Here is a 14,550-nt window from a genome sequence, read left to right on the forward strand (position 1 = left end):
CCTTCAACTGCTCGTATGCCGGCCATGACCTCTGACCAACCCCGCTCCGCCTCTTCTCCCCGCCCTCGCCGTCCGACCCTTTTCGGCTTGATCCGCTCAGGACTTCCCGAGCCCCCGCCGCCCGTCGACGAAACCCTGGTTCGGGAACTCGGCCTCCGGGTCCAGGAAGGAGCGAGGCAGAGGCTCGGGCGAAGCCTCGCCCTCCGGCTCGTCGATGCGGGCTCCTGCAACGGCTGCGAGCTCGAACTCCACGCCCTCCAAAATCCCTTTTACGACTTGGAGCGTTTCGGCCTTCGTTTCGTCGCCTCCCCCCGCCATGCGGACGTGCTGCTCGTGACCGGTGCCGTGACCCGAAACATGCGCGAAGCGCTCAAACGTACCTATCAGGCGATCCCCGACCCGAAATGGGTAGTGGCGGTAGGAGATTGCCCCGCTACGGGCGGCCTTTTTTCTAAGAGCTATGCCTGCGTCGGACCCGCAAGTGCCGTCATTCCGATCGACCTGACGATTCCCGGCTGTCCGCCCCGGCCACAGGATCTCCTGGCGGGCCTTCTCGCCCTTTTGGAAAGTATCGGGAAGCCCGGCCGGCGTTGAAGGAAGCAGAGGGTCGGCGGCAAAGGAACTGCGAGCGGCGAGAGAAAAAAAGCTTGGCGTGAGGACCATGGACCGCAATGGTAGCGATCCTCTTCAGGAAAGAGGCCCTTCAGTGGAATCGCATCGAGCAGTTCTTTTCGACGGCCAGGGCGCCCAAGAGGTCGGCATGGGGAAAGACCTGTGCGAGATCGATCCCGACCTGCGTCGTCTTTACGAGGAGGCGGAAGGGGTGCTCCAGATGCCGCTTTGTTCGCTCTCCTTTACCGGCCCTGCAGAAGCCCTGACGGAGACCGTCGCCGCTCAGCCCGCTCTTTTCGTTCATGGCTTTGCCCTTTTCTCCTTACTCCAAAAGCGTCTCCCGGCTTTCCGCTTTTCGGCAGTCGGCGGGCTTTCCTTAGGCGAGCTTACGGCCCACGCGGTCGCGGGCACCTTTTCTTTTCACGATGGTCTCCGGTTGGTGCGCACGCGAGCTGCGGCGATCCAGAAGGCTGCGGAAGAATCTTCTGGTTCCATGGTCGCACTGATCGGGGCGGACCGAAGCGCGGCGGAGGAGATCGCCCGCGAGGCCCAAGTGGATGTCGCCAACTACAATGCTCCCGGTCAAATCGTGCTCTCCGGAACGCTCCAAGGGTTAAGCCTCGTTCCGGAACTGGCCGCCAAGCGGAATGTGCGCAAGGTCGTCCCATTGGACGTTTCGGGAGCGTTTCATTCCCGACTCATGCGAAAGGCGGCAGAGGAGTTGAAAACCTTTCTTCAAGACTTTCCGCTGGAAATTCCCCGCATCCCCGTCTATTCGAATTATCTCGGCCGACCCGTGCGGGAACGGGAGGAGATCCGCCGAAGCCTGGCCGACCAGGTGACGGGCTCCGTACGCTGGGAGGATTGTATCCGGAGCATGCTCGATTGCCACATTCATCAGTTCGTGGAGATCGGCCCTCGCCCGATTCTCGTTGGCTTGTTGCGCCGGATCGACTCAGGGGCCCAGGGGATCGCCCTCACTACAGTTCAGGATTTACAATCTCATGAGCACGAACTCGCTCACTAGCAAGGTCGCCGTTGTAACTGGCGCCAGCCGCGGCATCGGAAAAGCCATTGCGCTTCGACTGGGACAGATGGGCGCAGCCGTCGCCTGTGTCAGCCGAAAGGCGTCGGATGCGGAAGCAACTGCGGGAGAAATCGTCGGCCTCGGCGGAAAAGCGAAGGGGTATGGAACGGACGTCCGCCTCAAGCAAGAGGTGGATGAAACGAGTCGAAGCATTCTCCGGGATTTTGGACAGGTTGATCTCCTCGTGAACAACGCAGGAGTCACCCGGGACGGACTGGCCGCTCGCATGTCCGACGAAGACTGGGATCTCGTGCTCGACACCAATCTCAAAGGCGCCTTTTTGTGGATTCGCGCCTATAGCCGCCACTTTCTCGAACGTCGTACCGGAAAAATCGTAAATATATCATCGGTGTCGGGCCTCATCGGGAATCCAGGACAAGCCAATTACTCCTCATCCAAGGCGGGCTTGATCGGCTTGACGAAGTCAATCGCTCGAGAGCTTGCCTCCCGAGGCATTACTGCCAACGCCGTATGCCCCGGCTTCATCGAAACCGACATGACCAAGAACCTGCCCGAAAAGGTCCGCGCCAAGCTGCTGGAAGAGATCCCGCTGAGACGTTTCGGTCAGGCCGAGGAGGTGGCTGGACTCGTCGGTTTTCTCTGCGGGCCCGAATCGAATTACATCACTGGTCAGGTTTTCATCGTCGATGGCGGGCTTCTGGCTTGACCCGGCTCTCGGAAATAGCGACGAGAAGATGGCGCGTGAATGACAATGGACAAGGAAAGAAAGACCGGCCGGCAATGGGGGCCGTCCCATCTGGAGGATTTTGGACGGAGGCGATGGTTGCCGGCTATGCCGGTGACTTTTTAGTTGCCAAATCACGATTCCGTTCCTAACTAGCCTCGAACTCGAAGGAGACTGGATATTATGGCAGAAAAGAAATCAATCGAAGAACGCGTAAAAGAAATGATCGTCGAACAGCTCGGAGTCAATCCGGAGCAGGTGACGCCCAAGGCGAAATTTATCGAAGATCTCGGGGCCGACTCCCTGGACACAGTGGAGTTGGTCATGGCATTTGAGGAGGAATTTAACGTTGAAGTTCCGGACGAAGAAGCGGAAAAGCTCCAAAGAGTGGGTGACGTCGTCCGATACATTGAAGAGCACGTGGAGGAAGAAAGCTAAGACCGTGATCCTCTTTCGCCATTCTGCTTGTCTCTCCTGGGATTCCCGGCCCTCTTTTCTCGCATGACACGCCGGGTCGTGGTGACTGGGTTCGGAGCCGTAACGCCGAACGGCAACGATACCGACGCTCTTTGGGAGAGCGTACGAAACGGACGCAGCGGGATCGGCCGCGTAACGGCTTTTGATACGGCCGGATACGACTGTCTCATCGCAGGTGAGGTTCGCGGCATCGACCTCAGCCAGGCTTTTCGCAATCCGAAGGAAGCTCGGCGGGCCGATCGGTATTCCCAACTGGCGATGACTGCAGCAAAAGAGGCGGTACGCCGCTCGGGGTTGCTCATCGAAAACGAAGACCCTTCCCGGGTCGGCGTGATCGTCGGCTCGGGCATCGGAGGGCTGAAAACCCTCGAGGATCAGCATACGGTGCTGCTGCAAAAAGGCCCCAAGCGGACGTCACCTCTCATGATCCCGATGATGATCACCAACATCGCTTCGGGAATGATTGCGATCGAATTTGGCTGCCAGGGCCCCAATTTTTGCGTCGTCACCGCCTGCGCCACCGCGTCTCACTGTATCGGGGAAGCCTGGCGCCTGATCCGGGACCACGAGGCGGAAGTCATCCTTGCCGGAGGGAGCGAGGCCGCAGTGGTTCCTCTGGGATTATCCGGCTTTGCCAACATGAAGGCCCTGAGCCTTCGCAACGACGAACCTCAAAAGGCGTCGAGGCCGTTCGACCGGGACCGAGACGGTTTCGTCTTGAGCGAGGGAGCGGGAATCGTTGTGTTGGAGGAGCTCGAGCACGCCAAGAAGCGGAACGCCTCCATCCTGGGAGAGATCATCGGATACGGACTTTCCGCGGACGCTTCCCACATTACCTCCCCAGATCCCAACGGGAGCTGCGCCGCACGAGCGATGATTTCCGCGCTCAAGCGCGCCGGCAAAACGCCGGAGGAGATCGACTACATCAACGCCCACGCGACCTCGACCCAGCAAGGCGACCTCTGCGAAGCCCTGGCCATCCAGAGCGTCTTTGGCGCTCACACAAAGGACGTTCCCGTCAGCGCGACCAAATCGATGACCGGCCACTGCCTGGGAGCCGCCGGAGCGGTGGAACTCATCCTCTGCCTGCAAGCTTTGGAAGCCCAACTGATTCCTCCGACAATCAACCTGGACAATCCCGACCCGGCGTGCCATCTTCATCACGTTCCCTCTCAGGCGAGAGAAAGTGTTTTGCGAGTAGCCATGAGCAACTCCTTCGGCTTCGGCGGCCACAACGCTTCTCTGGTCGTGGCAAAGTTCCAATAAAAGTTTCGACCAAAAGTTTCGAATTGAAAGACAACATCGCATCATGAAGGCAAACCTCCACCCCGAGTATGGGGAGACCACGATGACCTGCGCCTGCGGCGCCGTCTATCATACTCGATCCACCAAGAATCGGCTTCGGCTCGGAATCTGCTCTTCCTGCCATCCCCTCTTTACGGGACAGCAAAAGCTCATCGACACGGCAGGAAGGGTGGAAAAGTTCATGCGCCGCTTTGGAAACAAGATGCCGGACTTGGCGGGAACCGCTTCCCGCACGGCTAAGAAGACCAAGAAATAGCGCCTGCTTTCTCTTCCTCTCCTTCCTCTTCCGCTCCTTTGGACGAGCGCGAAGACGTAGGGTATTTCCTTGTCGGGCTTCCTTATGGACCTGAGCGGCTACGTCTCTAATCTGCGCGAGCGATACGACGAGCTTGAGGAGATCCTCTCCCAAGGCGGGATCTATGCCCAGCCCGGGCGGGCCGCTGAGCTGACCCGCGAGCATGCCCGCTTGAAGGAGGTTTTCGCGCAGCACGAGCTTTGGGTCTCCTCCCAGGAGAAGGTTGCCTCGCTCGAAGCCCTGCTCCGGGAATCGGAAGATCCTGAGATTCACCAACTGGCGGAGGAGGAACTGGTCCAGGCGCGACAAGCGGCGCAGGACGCGCATCGGCAACTTTTATTGGCGCTCCTGCCGGCAGACGAAAACGAGTCTCGGAACACCGTGCTGGAAATTCGAGCGGGTACAGGGGGGGATGAAGCCGCTCTCTTCGCAGCGGATCTCTACCGCATGTACAGCCGCTATGCGGAAAAACGTGGCTGGCGACTTGCTCCCATCAGTCTTGCTCCCAGCGAGTTGGGAGGCCTAAGAGAGATCATCGCGGAGATTTCGGGCGAAGGAGCCTACCGGCAGCTTCGCTTCGAAAGCGGGGTACACAGGGTGCAACGGGTGCCGGCCACCGAATCGCAAGGCCGCATCCACACATCGACGGCGACGGTGGCCATTCTTCCGGAAGCGGAAGAAGTCGACGTTGTCCTCAAGCCTGAGGAGCTTAGAATTGAGGTCTGCCGAGCGGGAGGCCCCGGAGGCCAGGGAGTGAACACCACCGATTCGGCTGTCCAGGTTCTCCACATTCCCACTGGGCTGATCGTCCGCTGCCAAGAGGGCCGATCGCAGATCAAGAATCGAGAAAAGGCGATCACCATTCTGCGTACGCGACTCCTCGCACAAAGACAGCAGGAAGAAAGGGCCCGCCTCTCTTCCGAACGGCGCGGCCTCATCGGCAGCGGAGACCGTCATGAGAAAATCCGCACCTATAATTTTCCCCAGGACCGAGTCACCGATCACCGAATCCCGGTCACGTTGCACGGTCTGGCTTCCGTTTTGGAAGGAAACATCGAATCGCTCCTCGAAGTCTTAGCGGCAAAGGAGATGGAAGCGCGCCTTGCCGTGGAAGAAGCGGCGGCCTCCTCGCGCGCGACACCGTGACCCGGCTCGGACTACTACGGCAAACGATCGACCGCTTGACCCAGGCTGACGCCGAATCTCCCCGTAGCACGGCGCAATGGATCTTGGCCGAAGCCCTCGGCGTCGCACCACTCTCGCTCTATGCGGAGCGAGACGAGCCGATCCCTTCCGCTTGCCTCCGCCGAATCCAAACATGGACCGCTCGCTGCGCCGAGGGAGAACCGCTTGCTTACGTCCTGGGGTATGTCGACTTTGCCGGTCAGCGCTTCCGAGTCACCCCCTCTACGCTGATCCCCCGGCCCGAGACCGAACTCTTGTTGGAGGTCGCCGCTCGACTCGTGGAGACCCTGCCTCCTGGTCCGGTCCTGGACGTCGGGACCGGGAGCGGAGCGCTGGCCATCTCTCTGGCGCGCAGAGCATCCGGCCGTCATGTCTACGGCTCGGACATCGATCCCCGCGCTCTTGCCGTTGCCGAGGCCAACGCGCAAGGCTTGCCGAATCTCTCCCTCTATCGAGCAGACCTGCTCAAGCCCATGCCGGAAGCAGAGTTTGCCTTAATCGCCGCCAACCTTCCTTACATTCCCACGAGCTTTCTGGCTCAACTGCCGAAAAATGTACAGCGCGAACCCCGCAAGGCGCTGGATGGGGGGCCCGATGGATTATTTCTCATTCGCTCGCTGATTACTCAGGCCGCCGGCCGTTGCCGTGCAATCGTCCTGGAGGTGGGAGACCATCAGGCGGATCCGGTGCGCGGACTTCTCGAGCAAGCTGGTTTTTCCTGGTCGGGATCGCTACAAGACTGTTCGGGGATGGATCGCATCGTGATCGGAGAATCTCATGGATAAATTTGCCATTCGTGGAGGAAACGCTCTTCGAGGATCCATTCCCATCAGCGGCTCCAAAAACTCTTCGCTTCCTATTCTGGCCGCGACTCTTTTGACGGGGGAGCGGTGCGTTCTCCATGGGGTCCCCGATCTGAGCGATATCCGCACCATGCTCGACATCTTGCGCTATCTCGGTGCAGAGGTCTCCTTTTCTCCGGGCACGGTGATCGTAGAGGCACGGAAGATCGCGTGGGAGGCCCCGTACGATTTAGTCCGCCGGATGCGCGCCTCGGTTTGCGTCCTTGGCCCGCTCCTCGCCCGTTGCGGCCGAACCAAAGTCTCCCTGCCCGGGGGATGCGTGATCGGCGATCGGCCGATCGATCTTCATCTCCGGGGACTGGAAGCGCTGGGGAGCCGGATCACCCTTTCCAAGGGATACGTCGTTGCCGAAGCGCCCGGCCTCGTCGGCAGCCGGCTCTCCCTTCGAGGCCCTCACGGATCCACGGTCCTGGGAACAGCCAACGTGATGATGGCCGCATGCCTCGCGCGCGGAACCACCATCATCGAGCACGCCGCCTCGGAACCCGAAGTGGGCGATCTGGCGACCTTTCTCCGCTCCATGGGGGCACGAATTCGGGGAGAGGGGACGGGCCTCCTGGAGATCGAGGGGATCGACCGGTTGCATGGCGCGGAACACACGGTCATCTCGGATCGGATCGAGGCCGGAACCTTCGCGGTAGCAGCGGCCATCACCCGAGGCGATCTCCTACTCGAAGAAGCTCCGGTCGAACAGATGCAGAGTACGCTCTCCGCTTTGCGGGAAGCCGGGGTCTCCGTGGAAGCGGAGAAGAGCGGCCTTCGTATCTCTGCGAAAGCCCCTTTGCGCCCGTTTCAACTCAGGACGAGCACCTATCCGGGCTTCCCGACCGACATGCAGGCACAGTTTTGCGCACTGGCCGCGACCGTTCCCGGACGGAGCAAGATTACGGATGACATCTTCCCGAATCGCTTCATGCACATCAGCGAGCTCAAGCGCATGGGTGCGTGCGTGGATCTCTCGGAAAACGTGGCCCTCATCGACGGAGTCGCCCGACTAAGCGGTGCTCCGGTCATGGCATCGGATCTACGCGCTTCCGCGGCCCTCGTCCTTGCCGGGCTCCAGGCGGAAAACACCACAATCGTCAACCGCGTGTATCATATCGACCGCGGCTACGAGCGGATCGACGCCAAGCTGCGCGCCGTCGGGGCCGATGTCGAACGGCAACGGGTATCGTCATGACTCCCCCCAAGGCACTCTACCCGGGCACCTTCGACCCGATCACCTTCGGCCATCTCGACATCATCGAGCGGGCGCAAGCCCTCTTCGAGGAAGTGGTCGTGGGCGTGGCCGCGCAATCGACCAAGACGCCCCTTTTCCCTCTCGCCGAACGTGTGCGGCTCGTCGAAGAAGCGGTCGCCTCCTTCTCCCGCCCCGTACCCGTCCTCCCCTTTCATGCGCTCACCGTGCAATTCGCCAAGGAGCGAGGGATTCACGCCATCATCCGCGGGTTACGAGCGGTTTCCGATTTTGAATTCGAGTTTCAGCTCGCGCTCATGAACCGGAAGATCGCGCCGACCATCGAGACGGTCTTCCTGATGCCAAGAGACTCGTTCATCTACCTCAGTTCGTCGCTCGTCAAAGAAATCTCCCGCCTGGGAGGATCGGTCTCCTGCTTCGTACCCAAGACGGTGGAGGAGGCTCTGCACAAGAAGCTGCTGAGCGGATTCAGTGGTTGATCAGATCGTCCAAGGCGTCATCTACCCGAATGTCGATGAGTTTCCAAGCCGCCTCGGGGCGATAATAGACAAAGCGCCAGCGCAGCGGCTGAAGCTCCAGGTCCAACAGATAGGTCACCACGAAGAGGCGGCTGCCGATCGCTCGTGTATCGTACGGCTCAAAGCCGGTCGCTTTGCCGTAATAGGTAAACGCTTGCGCGGTCTTGTCCATGAGGACCGAGACGTTGTCATGCCGGCTGCTGAGACGGCTGGCGACGAGGAGTTCTTGGAACGCCCTTTGAATTTCTCCCTCGAGAAGATCTTTAAAAAACCTCTCGATCGGCGCCCGTATTTCGGGAATCGGACCCTGCAAGTTGGCCTCTCCATGCATGCGGAGAGGAGGAAGATCTCGTACTTGCGGCGACGGCGCCGACTGACCGAATCCAGACACCGGCCCCAAGCCCCCGATGACGATCCACCCGGCAACCCAGCGGGGCCCTGGCAGGAAAGAGCGGCCGACGCCCACGCCCTTGCTTTTCCGGTGCCTTTTCTCCATGCTCATTTCGCGTGCTCCGAGTGATGCATTTCGCCGATTCCGCCGAACCGGCAGCCAGCCGGTCTGCTCCGCTCTCCCTTCTGCGCCTCGGCGGCATGATGGCGGGCCTGCTCCTGACGGGCATCTGTCCGGCGGAAGCGGCTCCCGCCCCATCGATCCCAATCGACCACGTGATCCTCCTTTACCAGGAAAACCACAGCTTCGATAATCTTTTTGGGGAGTTTCCCGGCGCTGACGGGATGTCCAAGATTCCGGGGGAAGGGGTGCAGGTCGATCGTTCGGGACTCCCCTACTCCCAGCTTCCGCCGGTCCTGCAAGACAATAGGCGTGACCCACGCTTTCCCGCACACCTCCCCAACCGGCCCTTTCCCCTTCTTCGGTACGTCTCCTTGACCGAGGCGATTCCAGACCCGATTCATTCGTTCTATCGCAATCAACTCCAAATCGCCGGCGGCGTATCCAGCGGATACGTCGCATGGGGGACGACCGGCGCTCTCCCCATGGGATATTATGAGACGGAGCGGCTGCCGATCTATCGGCTTGCCCGGGATTACACCGTGCTCGACCATTTTTTCCAGGCGGTCTTCGGAGGCTCTTTCCTCAACCATATGTGGCTCGTCGCTTCCCAAACCCCTTCCTGGGCCCACCCGCCGGCTGACTGGGTGGCCGAACCCGTCTTCGATGAAGGAGGCCGTTTGGTTGGGCTCCGGCGGGACGGCAAAGTGACGCCCGATGGCTATGTGGTCGGAACCGTGGAAGGAGCAAGCGCCCCCCACCGCTTGACGACCGCGACGGACCATCTTCTCCCACCGCTGACGATGCCGACCATCGGCGATCGGTTGAGCGCAGCGGGGGTGAGTTGGGCCTGGTACTCCGGCGGTTGGCGGGATGCGATCTCCGGGCGGCCGGCTCCGACCTTTCAGTTCCACCACCAGCCCTTCGCCTACTTTGCCCGCTACGGCCCCGAGACCCCGGAACGAGCGCTTCACCTAAAAGACGAGACGGACTTCCTCGCCGATCTTCAGAGCGAACGTCTCCCTTCGGTCTGTTTCGTCAAGCCCCTTGGTATCAACAGCGAGCATCCCGGATATGCCCGCGTGGAAGAAGGACAGAAGCACGTCATTTCCCTGATTCGGGCGATCCAAGCTTCCCGTTACTGGTCACGATGCGTCATCCTTCTGACCTACGATGAGTTTGGCGGCTTCTGGGATCATGTTCCTCCGCCTCGGGGAGACCGGTGGGGGCCTGGCACCCGAATTCCCGCCGTGCTGGTCTCGCCCTACACCGAAAAAGGCGGGGTCGATCACCATTCCTATGATACCACTTCCCTTCTCCGCTTCCTGGAAGATCGCTTCGGCTTGAAGCCGCTCTCGGATCGCGATGCGGTCGCGACCAATCTGCTCGAGGCCATTCGCCTACCTGCAAACCAGCCGTGAGCGATCCCCTTCCCCCGTTGCGCCTCTCCGCAGGTGTCATCGTCTATCGATGGGAACACGGCGAACCCCGCTACCTGCTCCTTCGGGCCTTCCGCAACTGGGATTTCCCCAAGGGCATAGTAGAGCAGGGCGAAACACCTCTGGCCGCAGCCCGCCGAGAGGTTTTCGAGGAAACGGGAATCGAAACGCTCCGCTTTCCCTGGGGAGAAGAGTATCGGGAGACGGAGGTCTATGACCGAAGAAAGGTCGCCCGTTACTACCTGGCCGAGACCTCAAGCGCAATGATTACGCTGGGCATCAACCCCGCTCTCGGCAAGCCGGAGCATCAGGAATTTCGCTGGGTGGAGGCCCAAGAGGCCCGCCATCTCCTGCCGCCACGGCTCCTGCCGATTTTCGACTGGGCCCATCGCCGGCTTACCGGCTAAGCTTGCCTCACAACGTTCAACAGGCGGGTTAATCTTCCGGATCATCCTCCAGGAGAGATTCCGATCCGATCCAGCGTCCCGACGCCTCTTCGACGGCAAGGTAAAACTGCGTCTGCTCTTCCTTGGACATTTGAGCGACGATGCCTCTCCACCGCTCGTCCTCTTCTTGGAAAAGTCGAATCGCCTCTTCCATTTCCTGTTGGCTCCTCATTGCATTGGTTTCCCCGCTTCCCGACGGTTTACGACCAAGACCCGCGTTCCGCAACCAAGAACGGCTTTCCAGGAGGAGGTTGTCCTGTCGAATAGCGGCTGCCACCGGTTCATCGCAGACTGCTCGCAGATCAGATAGACCGGTTTCTCCTCACGCCAGAACTCTAAAAACTCCTCCTCTGATAGATAAAGCTCGCGGCTTCCCGGCCAACTTTGCAGCACGAAGGACGATGCCGAGGTGGAGTGCACCCAGTAGATGCTCTCCTTTCGGTTTTGGAGATAGAAGAAGAGACTCGAGAAGAAGTTTGGTTCTCCGTCTGCGACGATCCGCCGCTCCGATGCGGGTAACGCGTTGAGATACCGGGCAATCTTTACGGAGGAGAAGTAGTCCTCCAACAACTGAAACCCTCGCCCGGCGTCTGCCAGGGGTAAGAGCATCGCGAGAGCCAGGCAGAGCCCCGCTGCCAGCCGCTTCCCCCGCCGAGCAAGCGAGAGCCCCACCAATCCCCCAAGAAAGAGGCTCAGGCTGGCCGATAGCAGAAGAGGAACGAACGCCCGCCATGTGCGAAAAGGAAATCCCAAGATCGCCGCTAAAAAGGTGTCGCGCGCTTCGACCGGGGCCGCGCCAAGCGCCGGTTGCGCCAGCTCCGTGTTCCACCAAAAGGCGATGGCCGCTACTCCGGCTCCTGCCGCCAGCCCGGCGATCAGAGCAAACGGAGTCCAGAATGTCCAACCGGGCCGCTCTTCCTGCGCCGTGCAGAACGGCCGAGCCAAGAAGAGGGCAAGCGCCGGATAGCAGCTCAATGCGTAGTAGTCCTGCAGGGACGAGGGAAGCAGCGAAAGAAAAGTGACGAGAATCCAAAGCCCGAGAAAGAGGGTTCCCGCCTTCTCATTCCCAGGGAGGGAGAGCGCTGTCTTCCGACGAGGCAACCAGAGTGCCGCGGCAAAGAGGCTCCAGGGCAGAAGAAAGATCGCCTGCTCGCTCAGAAACACGGGTAGCCGGACGGTGCCCGCATCCGGCGGAATCCGACGGTTCAGAGCATGACCGAACTGCTCGTTTCCGAACTGCTCGAAAAGAAAGCCGGGGAGCCTCCGTTCCATCACCAGATACCAGGGAATGACCAGGCAAAGGAACAGCGCGATTCCCTCCCATCGGAAGAGACGGACCGCGACCTTCCGCCACCGGCAGGAAAGGAGACCAAGGATTCCTAAAACCACAAGGGGGTAAAAGAGGGCATGAAGGCCCTTGGCTATCGTGCCGAAGCCGATCGCCAACCAGAAACCGATCCCTTGCCAGCGCTTCTCCTCCTCTGTGAACGCCTTCCAGAGGAATAGGAAGCTCCAGGCAATCGAAGCCGCAAGGAAGATTTCCGGCATGAGGATATGGCCAAAGATGAAAGCGCCGAATGCCGTGCCCAAGATCAGCGCGGCCATCCACCCGTGGCTACGCCCTCCAAGGGTAGCGCCGAAGGAATAAGTGGCTGCCATCCAGGCGAGTGCGGCGAGAGCCTGGGGCAGGCGCACCGCAAACTCGTTTTCCCCGAAGAGGCTCGTGCTCAGCAAGATCAACCAATAGAGAAGGGGAGGCTTCTGGCATCTCGGCATTCCGTCGAGCGTGGGGAGGATCCAGTCCCCTCGCGCGCGCATCTCGCGCGCGGCCCCCGCATAGAGCCCCTCGTTATCATCGAGGATGACCGGACTCCCGCTCTCGGCGACGTAAAGAGCTCCGAGAAGCAAAAGAGCGAAAAGTCCCAGGACGTCCGCACCGCCGCTCCCCGAAGCGACTAAGGAGAAGCGACCGAAGAGCGATCGAAATCGATGCAAACGATTCTTTCCTCGTTCCGTGGCCCCGAGCCATCCGATCGACTAGGGAAGAAGCGATCTCGTTCCGCCTTTCGGCCCTGGGTCGTGCGGGTTTTCCCTGCGGATCGCAAGAGTGGAGAAGGCTTTAGCGTTACGCACCATTTTTCCGCCTCCTAGCAAGGAAGAAGGCGAGCAGAATCCCCAAAAACACTCCCGCCACGGCCGCCAGGAGCTCCCAGAGTGGCGCGACCGAAATCTCGCGGACCTGAACCGAGGGGACGACCGACATGCCAGGCCCAACGGTTTCCCCCGGCCGGATCGGCTCATCAAAAAGGATCTTTACCGGAACCCTCTGCACGACCTTGACGTAGTTCCCCGTCGCGTTTTCGGGCGGCAGAAGGCTGAACTGCGCCCCGCTGCCTCGCTGGAGGCTGTCCACGTGCCCCTTGTAACGATGATCGGGATAGGCATCGATCCGAAAGAAAACGGGCTGTCCGGGGCGCATGAGGGTCACCTGGGTCTCCTTATAGTTGGCGACCACCCAGACATGGGAAGGAACGATCGAAAAGAGAGTCTCGCCCACCTGAACGTATTGGCCTTTTTCGACGGTCCGCTGCGTAATCCGTCCCTCTTCCGGAGCAAACAACTGCGTATAGCCGAGTTGCAGCTGGGTGAGACGGAGATAGGCTTCGGTAGAGAGCTTCGCGGCCCAGGCGCCGTCCAGTTGTAACTGCGAAACCGACGCGCTACGGACGAGTTGCGCCATTCTTTTCCACTCCGTGTCGGCCCAATCACGATTTGCTTGTGCCAGAGCCACCCGCGCCTGGTAATCCCTCGGATCGATTTCAATCAGAGGCTGACCCTTCTTTACATCCATGTTGTCGTCGATGTGATAGCCCACCACATGCCCGGCCACCTTGGGCGAAACCCGGATGATATGGCCGGCGATAAAGGCGTCGTCCGTCGTCTCGTTCGCAAGGAAGGAGATAAGAAAACGCAGGGAGATCACCGCCCCGATTCCCCCGAGTACGGCAAAGAGAATGACCGACGCAAGTAACCGGAGGCCCCCGCCGCGCGTCGGGAGATTGCTCGACTCCTCCCTTCGCTCAGGAGACGGTTTCGTCGCCGTCGCGGAGGCTGGTTCGTTTTCGTTTCGAATCTGTGCCATATCCCCATGCTTCCCCAAGGGAAAGCACTCTTGACGTGGACTAAATGTAAGTGATTACTTATGTGGCACTGGCCTCTCATGTCAACCTCTCTTCAGCCGGTTCGCATCTCACGCAGCCGGGATAAGATTGTCGCGGCGGCGACCTCCCTCTTCGCGGCACGTGGCTTCAAGGGAACGACGACTCGGATGATTGCTGATCTCGCGCAGGTCAACGAAGCGCTCATCTACCGGCACTTCCCGAACAAGCAGGGGCTCTATGCTGCCATCATCGAGAAAAAAATCGCGACGCTCATCCCTCTGCTGAATCGACTACGGCAGGCCGCCGAAGCGAGCGAAAGCATGGAAACGGTCCTTCGCGAGATTGCCCGTCAAATGTTCGCTTCCGTGAAAGAAGATCCGCAATTCTTGCGGATCTTTTATTTCAGCGGCCTCGAAGGACACGATCTTTCCCGAATGTTTTTCGAGGCTTATATCGAAACTTTCAATCAGCACCTCAGATCCTACTTTCTCTCCAAGAATAGGGAGGGCGTGATTCGCCCGGTCGACCCAATGCTGGCCGCACGTGCCTTCGCCGGCATTGTCCTCCACTATCTGGTGGTTCAGACGCTCTTTCCGGAGGCCGAGCGAATGCCCGAGGGGAACAAGCCGATCGACGCCTTCGTAGACCTCTTTCTCTATGGGCTTTTCCCGCGACCTTCTTAAACTGCCGGTGGGCAGGTAGCCTGCATGTCTCACAAAGTTCGTACCCGAGGCGCGGCGGATGGGCCTGGATGCAAGGCGGGCCGCA

At 60.2% G+C, this 14,550-nt stretch carries 17 protein-coding genes; 13 read left to right on the forward strand and 4 right to left on the reverse strand.

Translation table 11 applies throughout. From position 1 onward, the window contains the following. The first annotated feature begins 24 nt into the window (after positions 1 to 24). The 10 genes from MAMT_RS09320 to coaD all read left to right on the forward strand — a co-directional run bounded on the left by MAMT_RS09320 (position 25) and on the right by coaD (position 8,186). Positions 25 to 594 carry an NADH-quinone oxidoreductase subunit B family protein gene (locus MAMT_RS09320; RefSeq protein WP_142660762.1) on the forward strand — a complete coding sequence of 190 codons (570 nt, stop codon included), beginning with the start codon at positions 25 to 27 and terminating at the stop codon, positions 592 to 594. Between the two features lie 112 nt (positions 595 to 706). Continuing rightward, complete coding sequence (locus tag MAMT_RS09325; RefSeq protein ID WP_178087054.1) at positions 707 to 1,639, forward strand: ACP S-malonyltransferase; 933 nt, start codon at positions 707 to 709, stop codon at positions 1,637 to 1,639. Beyond that, on the forward strand, positions 1,617 to 2,366 hold the full coding sequence (gene fabG, locus MAMT_RS09330; protein ID WP_142660764.1) for a 3-oxoacyl-[acyl-carrier-protein] reductase: 750 nt from the start codon (positions 1,617 to 1,619) through the stop codon (positions 2,364 to 2,366). Before MAMT_RS09325 ends, fabG begins: the two co-directional genes overlap by 23 nt. 201 nt (positions 2,367 to 2,567) lie before the next feature. Further along, on the forward strand, positions 2,568 to 2,822 hold the full coding sequence (locus tag MAMT_RS09335; protein WP_142660765.1) for an acyl carrier protein: 255 nt from the start codon (positions 2,568 to 2,570) through the stop codon (positions 2,820 to 2,822). Between the two features lie 63 nt (positions 2,823 to 2,885). Beyond that, positions 2,886 to 4,127, forward strand: a complete 1,242-nt coding sequence (fabF, locus tag MAMT_RS09340; RefSeq protein ID WP_142660766.1) for a beta-ketoacyl-ACP synthase II — start codon at positions 2,886 to 2,888, stop codon at positions 4,125 to 4,127. A gap of 43 nt (positions 4,128 to 4,170) precedes the next feature. Further along, a complete protein-coding gene (rpmE, locus tag MAMT_RS09345; RefSeq protein WP_142660767.1) occupies positions 4,171 to 4,422 on the forward strand; it encodes a 50S ribosomal protein L31 in 252 nt (83 codons plus the stop codon). Between the two features lie 69 nt (positions 4,423 to 4,491). Beyond that, on the forward strand, positions 4,492 to 5,607 hold the full coding sequence (gene prfA / locus MAMT_RS09350; protein WP_342799833.1) for a peptide chain release factor 1: 1,116 nt from the start codon (positions 4,492 to 4,494) through the stop codon (positions 5,605 to 5,607). Then, entirely contained in the window at positions 5,604 to 6,431 is an 828-nt protein-coding gene (gene prmC / locus MAMT_RS09355) for a peptide chain release factor N(5)-glutamine methyltransferase (RefSeq protein ID WP_178087055.1), read from the forward strand. Before prfA ends, prmC begins: the two co-directional genes overlap by 4 nt. Next, positions 6,424 to 7,689 carry a UDP-N-acetylglucosamine 1-carboxyvinyltransferase gene (murA, locus tag MAMT_RS09360; protein ID WP_142660769.1) on the forward strand — a complete coding sequence of 422 codons (1,266 nt, stop codon included), beginning with the start codon at positions 6,424 to 6,426 and terminating at the stop codon, positions 7,687 to 7,689. Before prmC ends, murA begins: the two co-directional genes overlap by 8 nt. Next, positions 7,686 to 8,186 carry a pantetheine-phosphate adenylyltransferase gene (gene coaD, locus MAMT_RS09365; RefSeq protein WP_142660770.1) on the forward strand — a complete coding sequence of 167 codons (501 nt, stop codon included), beginning with the start codon at positions 7,686 to 7,688 and terminating at the stop codon, positions 8,184 to 8,186. Before murA ends, coaD begins: the two co-directional genes overlap by 4 nt. Here coaD and MAMT_RS09370 read toward each other — a convergent pair. After that, the gene (locus MAMT_RS09370) at positions 8,176 to 8,721 is read right to left on the reverse strand and encodes a hypothetical protein (protein ID WP_142660771.1); all 546 of its coding nucleotides are present in this window, start codon (positions 8,719 to 8,721) and stop codon (positions 8,176 to 8,178) included. The genes coaD and MAMT_RS09370 overlap by 11 nt on opposite strands. A 23-nt stretch (positions 8,722 to 8,744) precedes the next feature. On the opposite strand from MAMT_RS09370, the gene acpA reads away from it, so the two are divergent. Together acpA and MAMT_RS09380 are read left to right on the forward strand one after the other, a co-directional pair. After that, positions 8,745 to 10,157 carry an acid phosphatase gene (acpA, locus tag MAMT_RS09375; RefSeq protein WP_142660772.1) on the forward strand — a complete coding sequence of 471 codons (1,413 nt, stop codon included), beginning with the start codon at positions 8,745 to 8,747 and terminating at the stop codon, positions 10,155 to 10,157. Then, positions 10,154 to 10,582: a bis(5'-nucleosyl)-tetraphosphatase gene (locus tag MAMT_RS09380; protein WP_142660773.1), complete on the forward strand. Its 429-nt coding sequence runs from the start codon at positions 10,154 to 10,156 to the stop codon at positions 10,580 to 10,582. The genes acpA and MAMT_RS09380 overlap by 4 nt, the downstream gene beginning before the upstream one ends. Before the next feature lie 28 nt (positions 10,583 to 10,610). Here MAMT_RS09380 and MAMT_RS09385 read toward each other — a convergent pair whose 3' ends face one another. From MAMT_RS09385 to MAMT_RS09395, 3 genes are all read right to left on the reverse strand, one after another. Beyond that, on the reverse strand, positions 10,611 to 10,793 hold the full coding sequence (locus MAMT_RS09385; protein WP_142660774.1) for a hypothetical protein: 183 nt from the start codon (positions 10,791 to 10,793) through the stop codon (positions 10,611 to 10,613). Next, entirely contained in the window at positions 10,790 to 12,616 is a 1,827-nt protein-coding gene (locus MAMT_RS09390) for an ArnT family glycosyltransferase (protein WP_142660775.1), read from the reverse strand. The genes MAMT_RS09385 and MAMT_RS09390 overlap by 4 nt, the downstream gene beginning before the upstream one ends. 130 nt (positions 12,617 to 12,746) lie before the next feature. After that, positions 12,747 to 13,763: an HlyD family secretion protein gene (locus MAMT_RS09395; RefSeq protein ID WP_142660776.1), complete on the reverse strand. Its 1,017-nt coding sequence runs from the start codon at positions 13,761 to 13,763 to the stop codon at positions 12,747 to 12,749. 78 nt (positions 13,764 to 13,841) lie between these two features. On the opposite strand from MAMT_RS09395, the gene MAMT_RS09400 reads away from it, so the two are divergent. Beyond that, a complete protein-coding gene (locus MAMT_RS09400) occupies positions 13,842 to 14,465 on the forward strand; it encodes a TetR/AcrR family transcriptional regulator (RefSeq protein WP_178087056.1) in 624 nt (207 codons plus the stop codon). Positions 14,466 to 14,550: the final 85 nt, after the last annotated feature.

The sequence above is a fragment of the Methylacidimicrobium tartarophylax genome (assembly GCF_902143375.2).
Classification (GTDB): Bacteria; Verrucomicrobiota; Verrucomicrobiia; order Methylacidiphilales; family Methylacidiphilaceae; genus Methylacidimicrobium; species Methylacidimicrobium tartarophylax.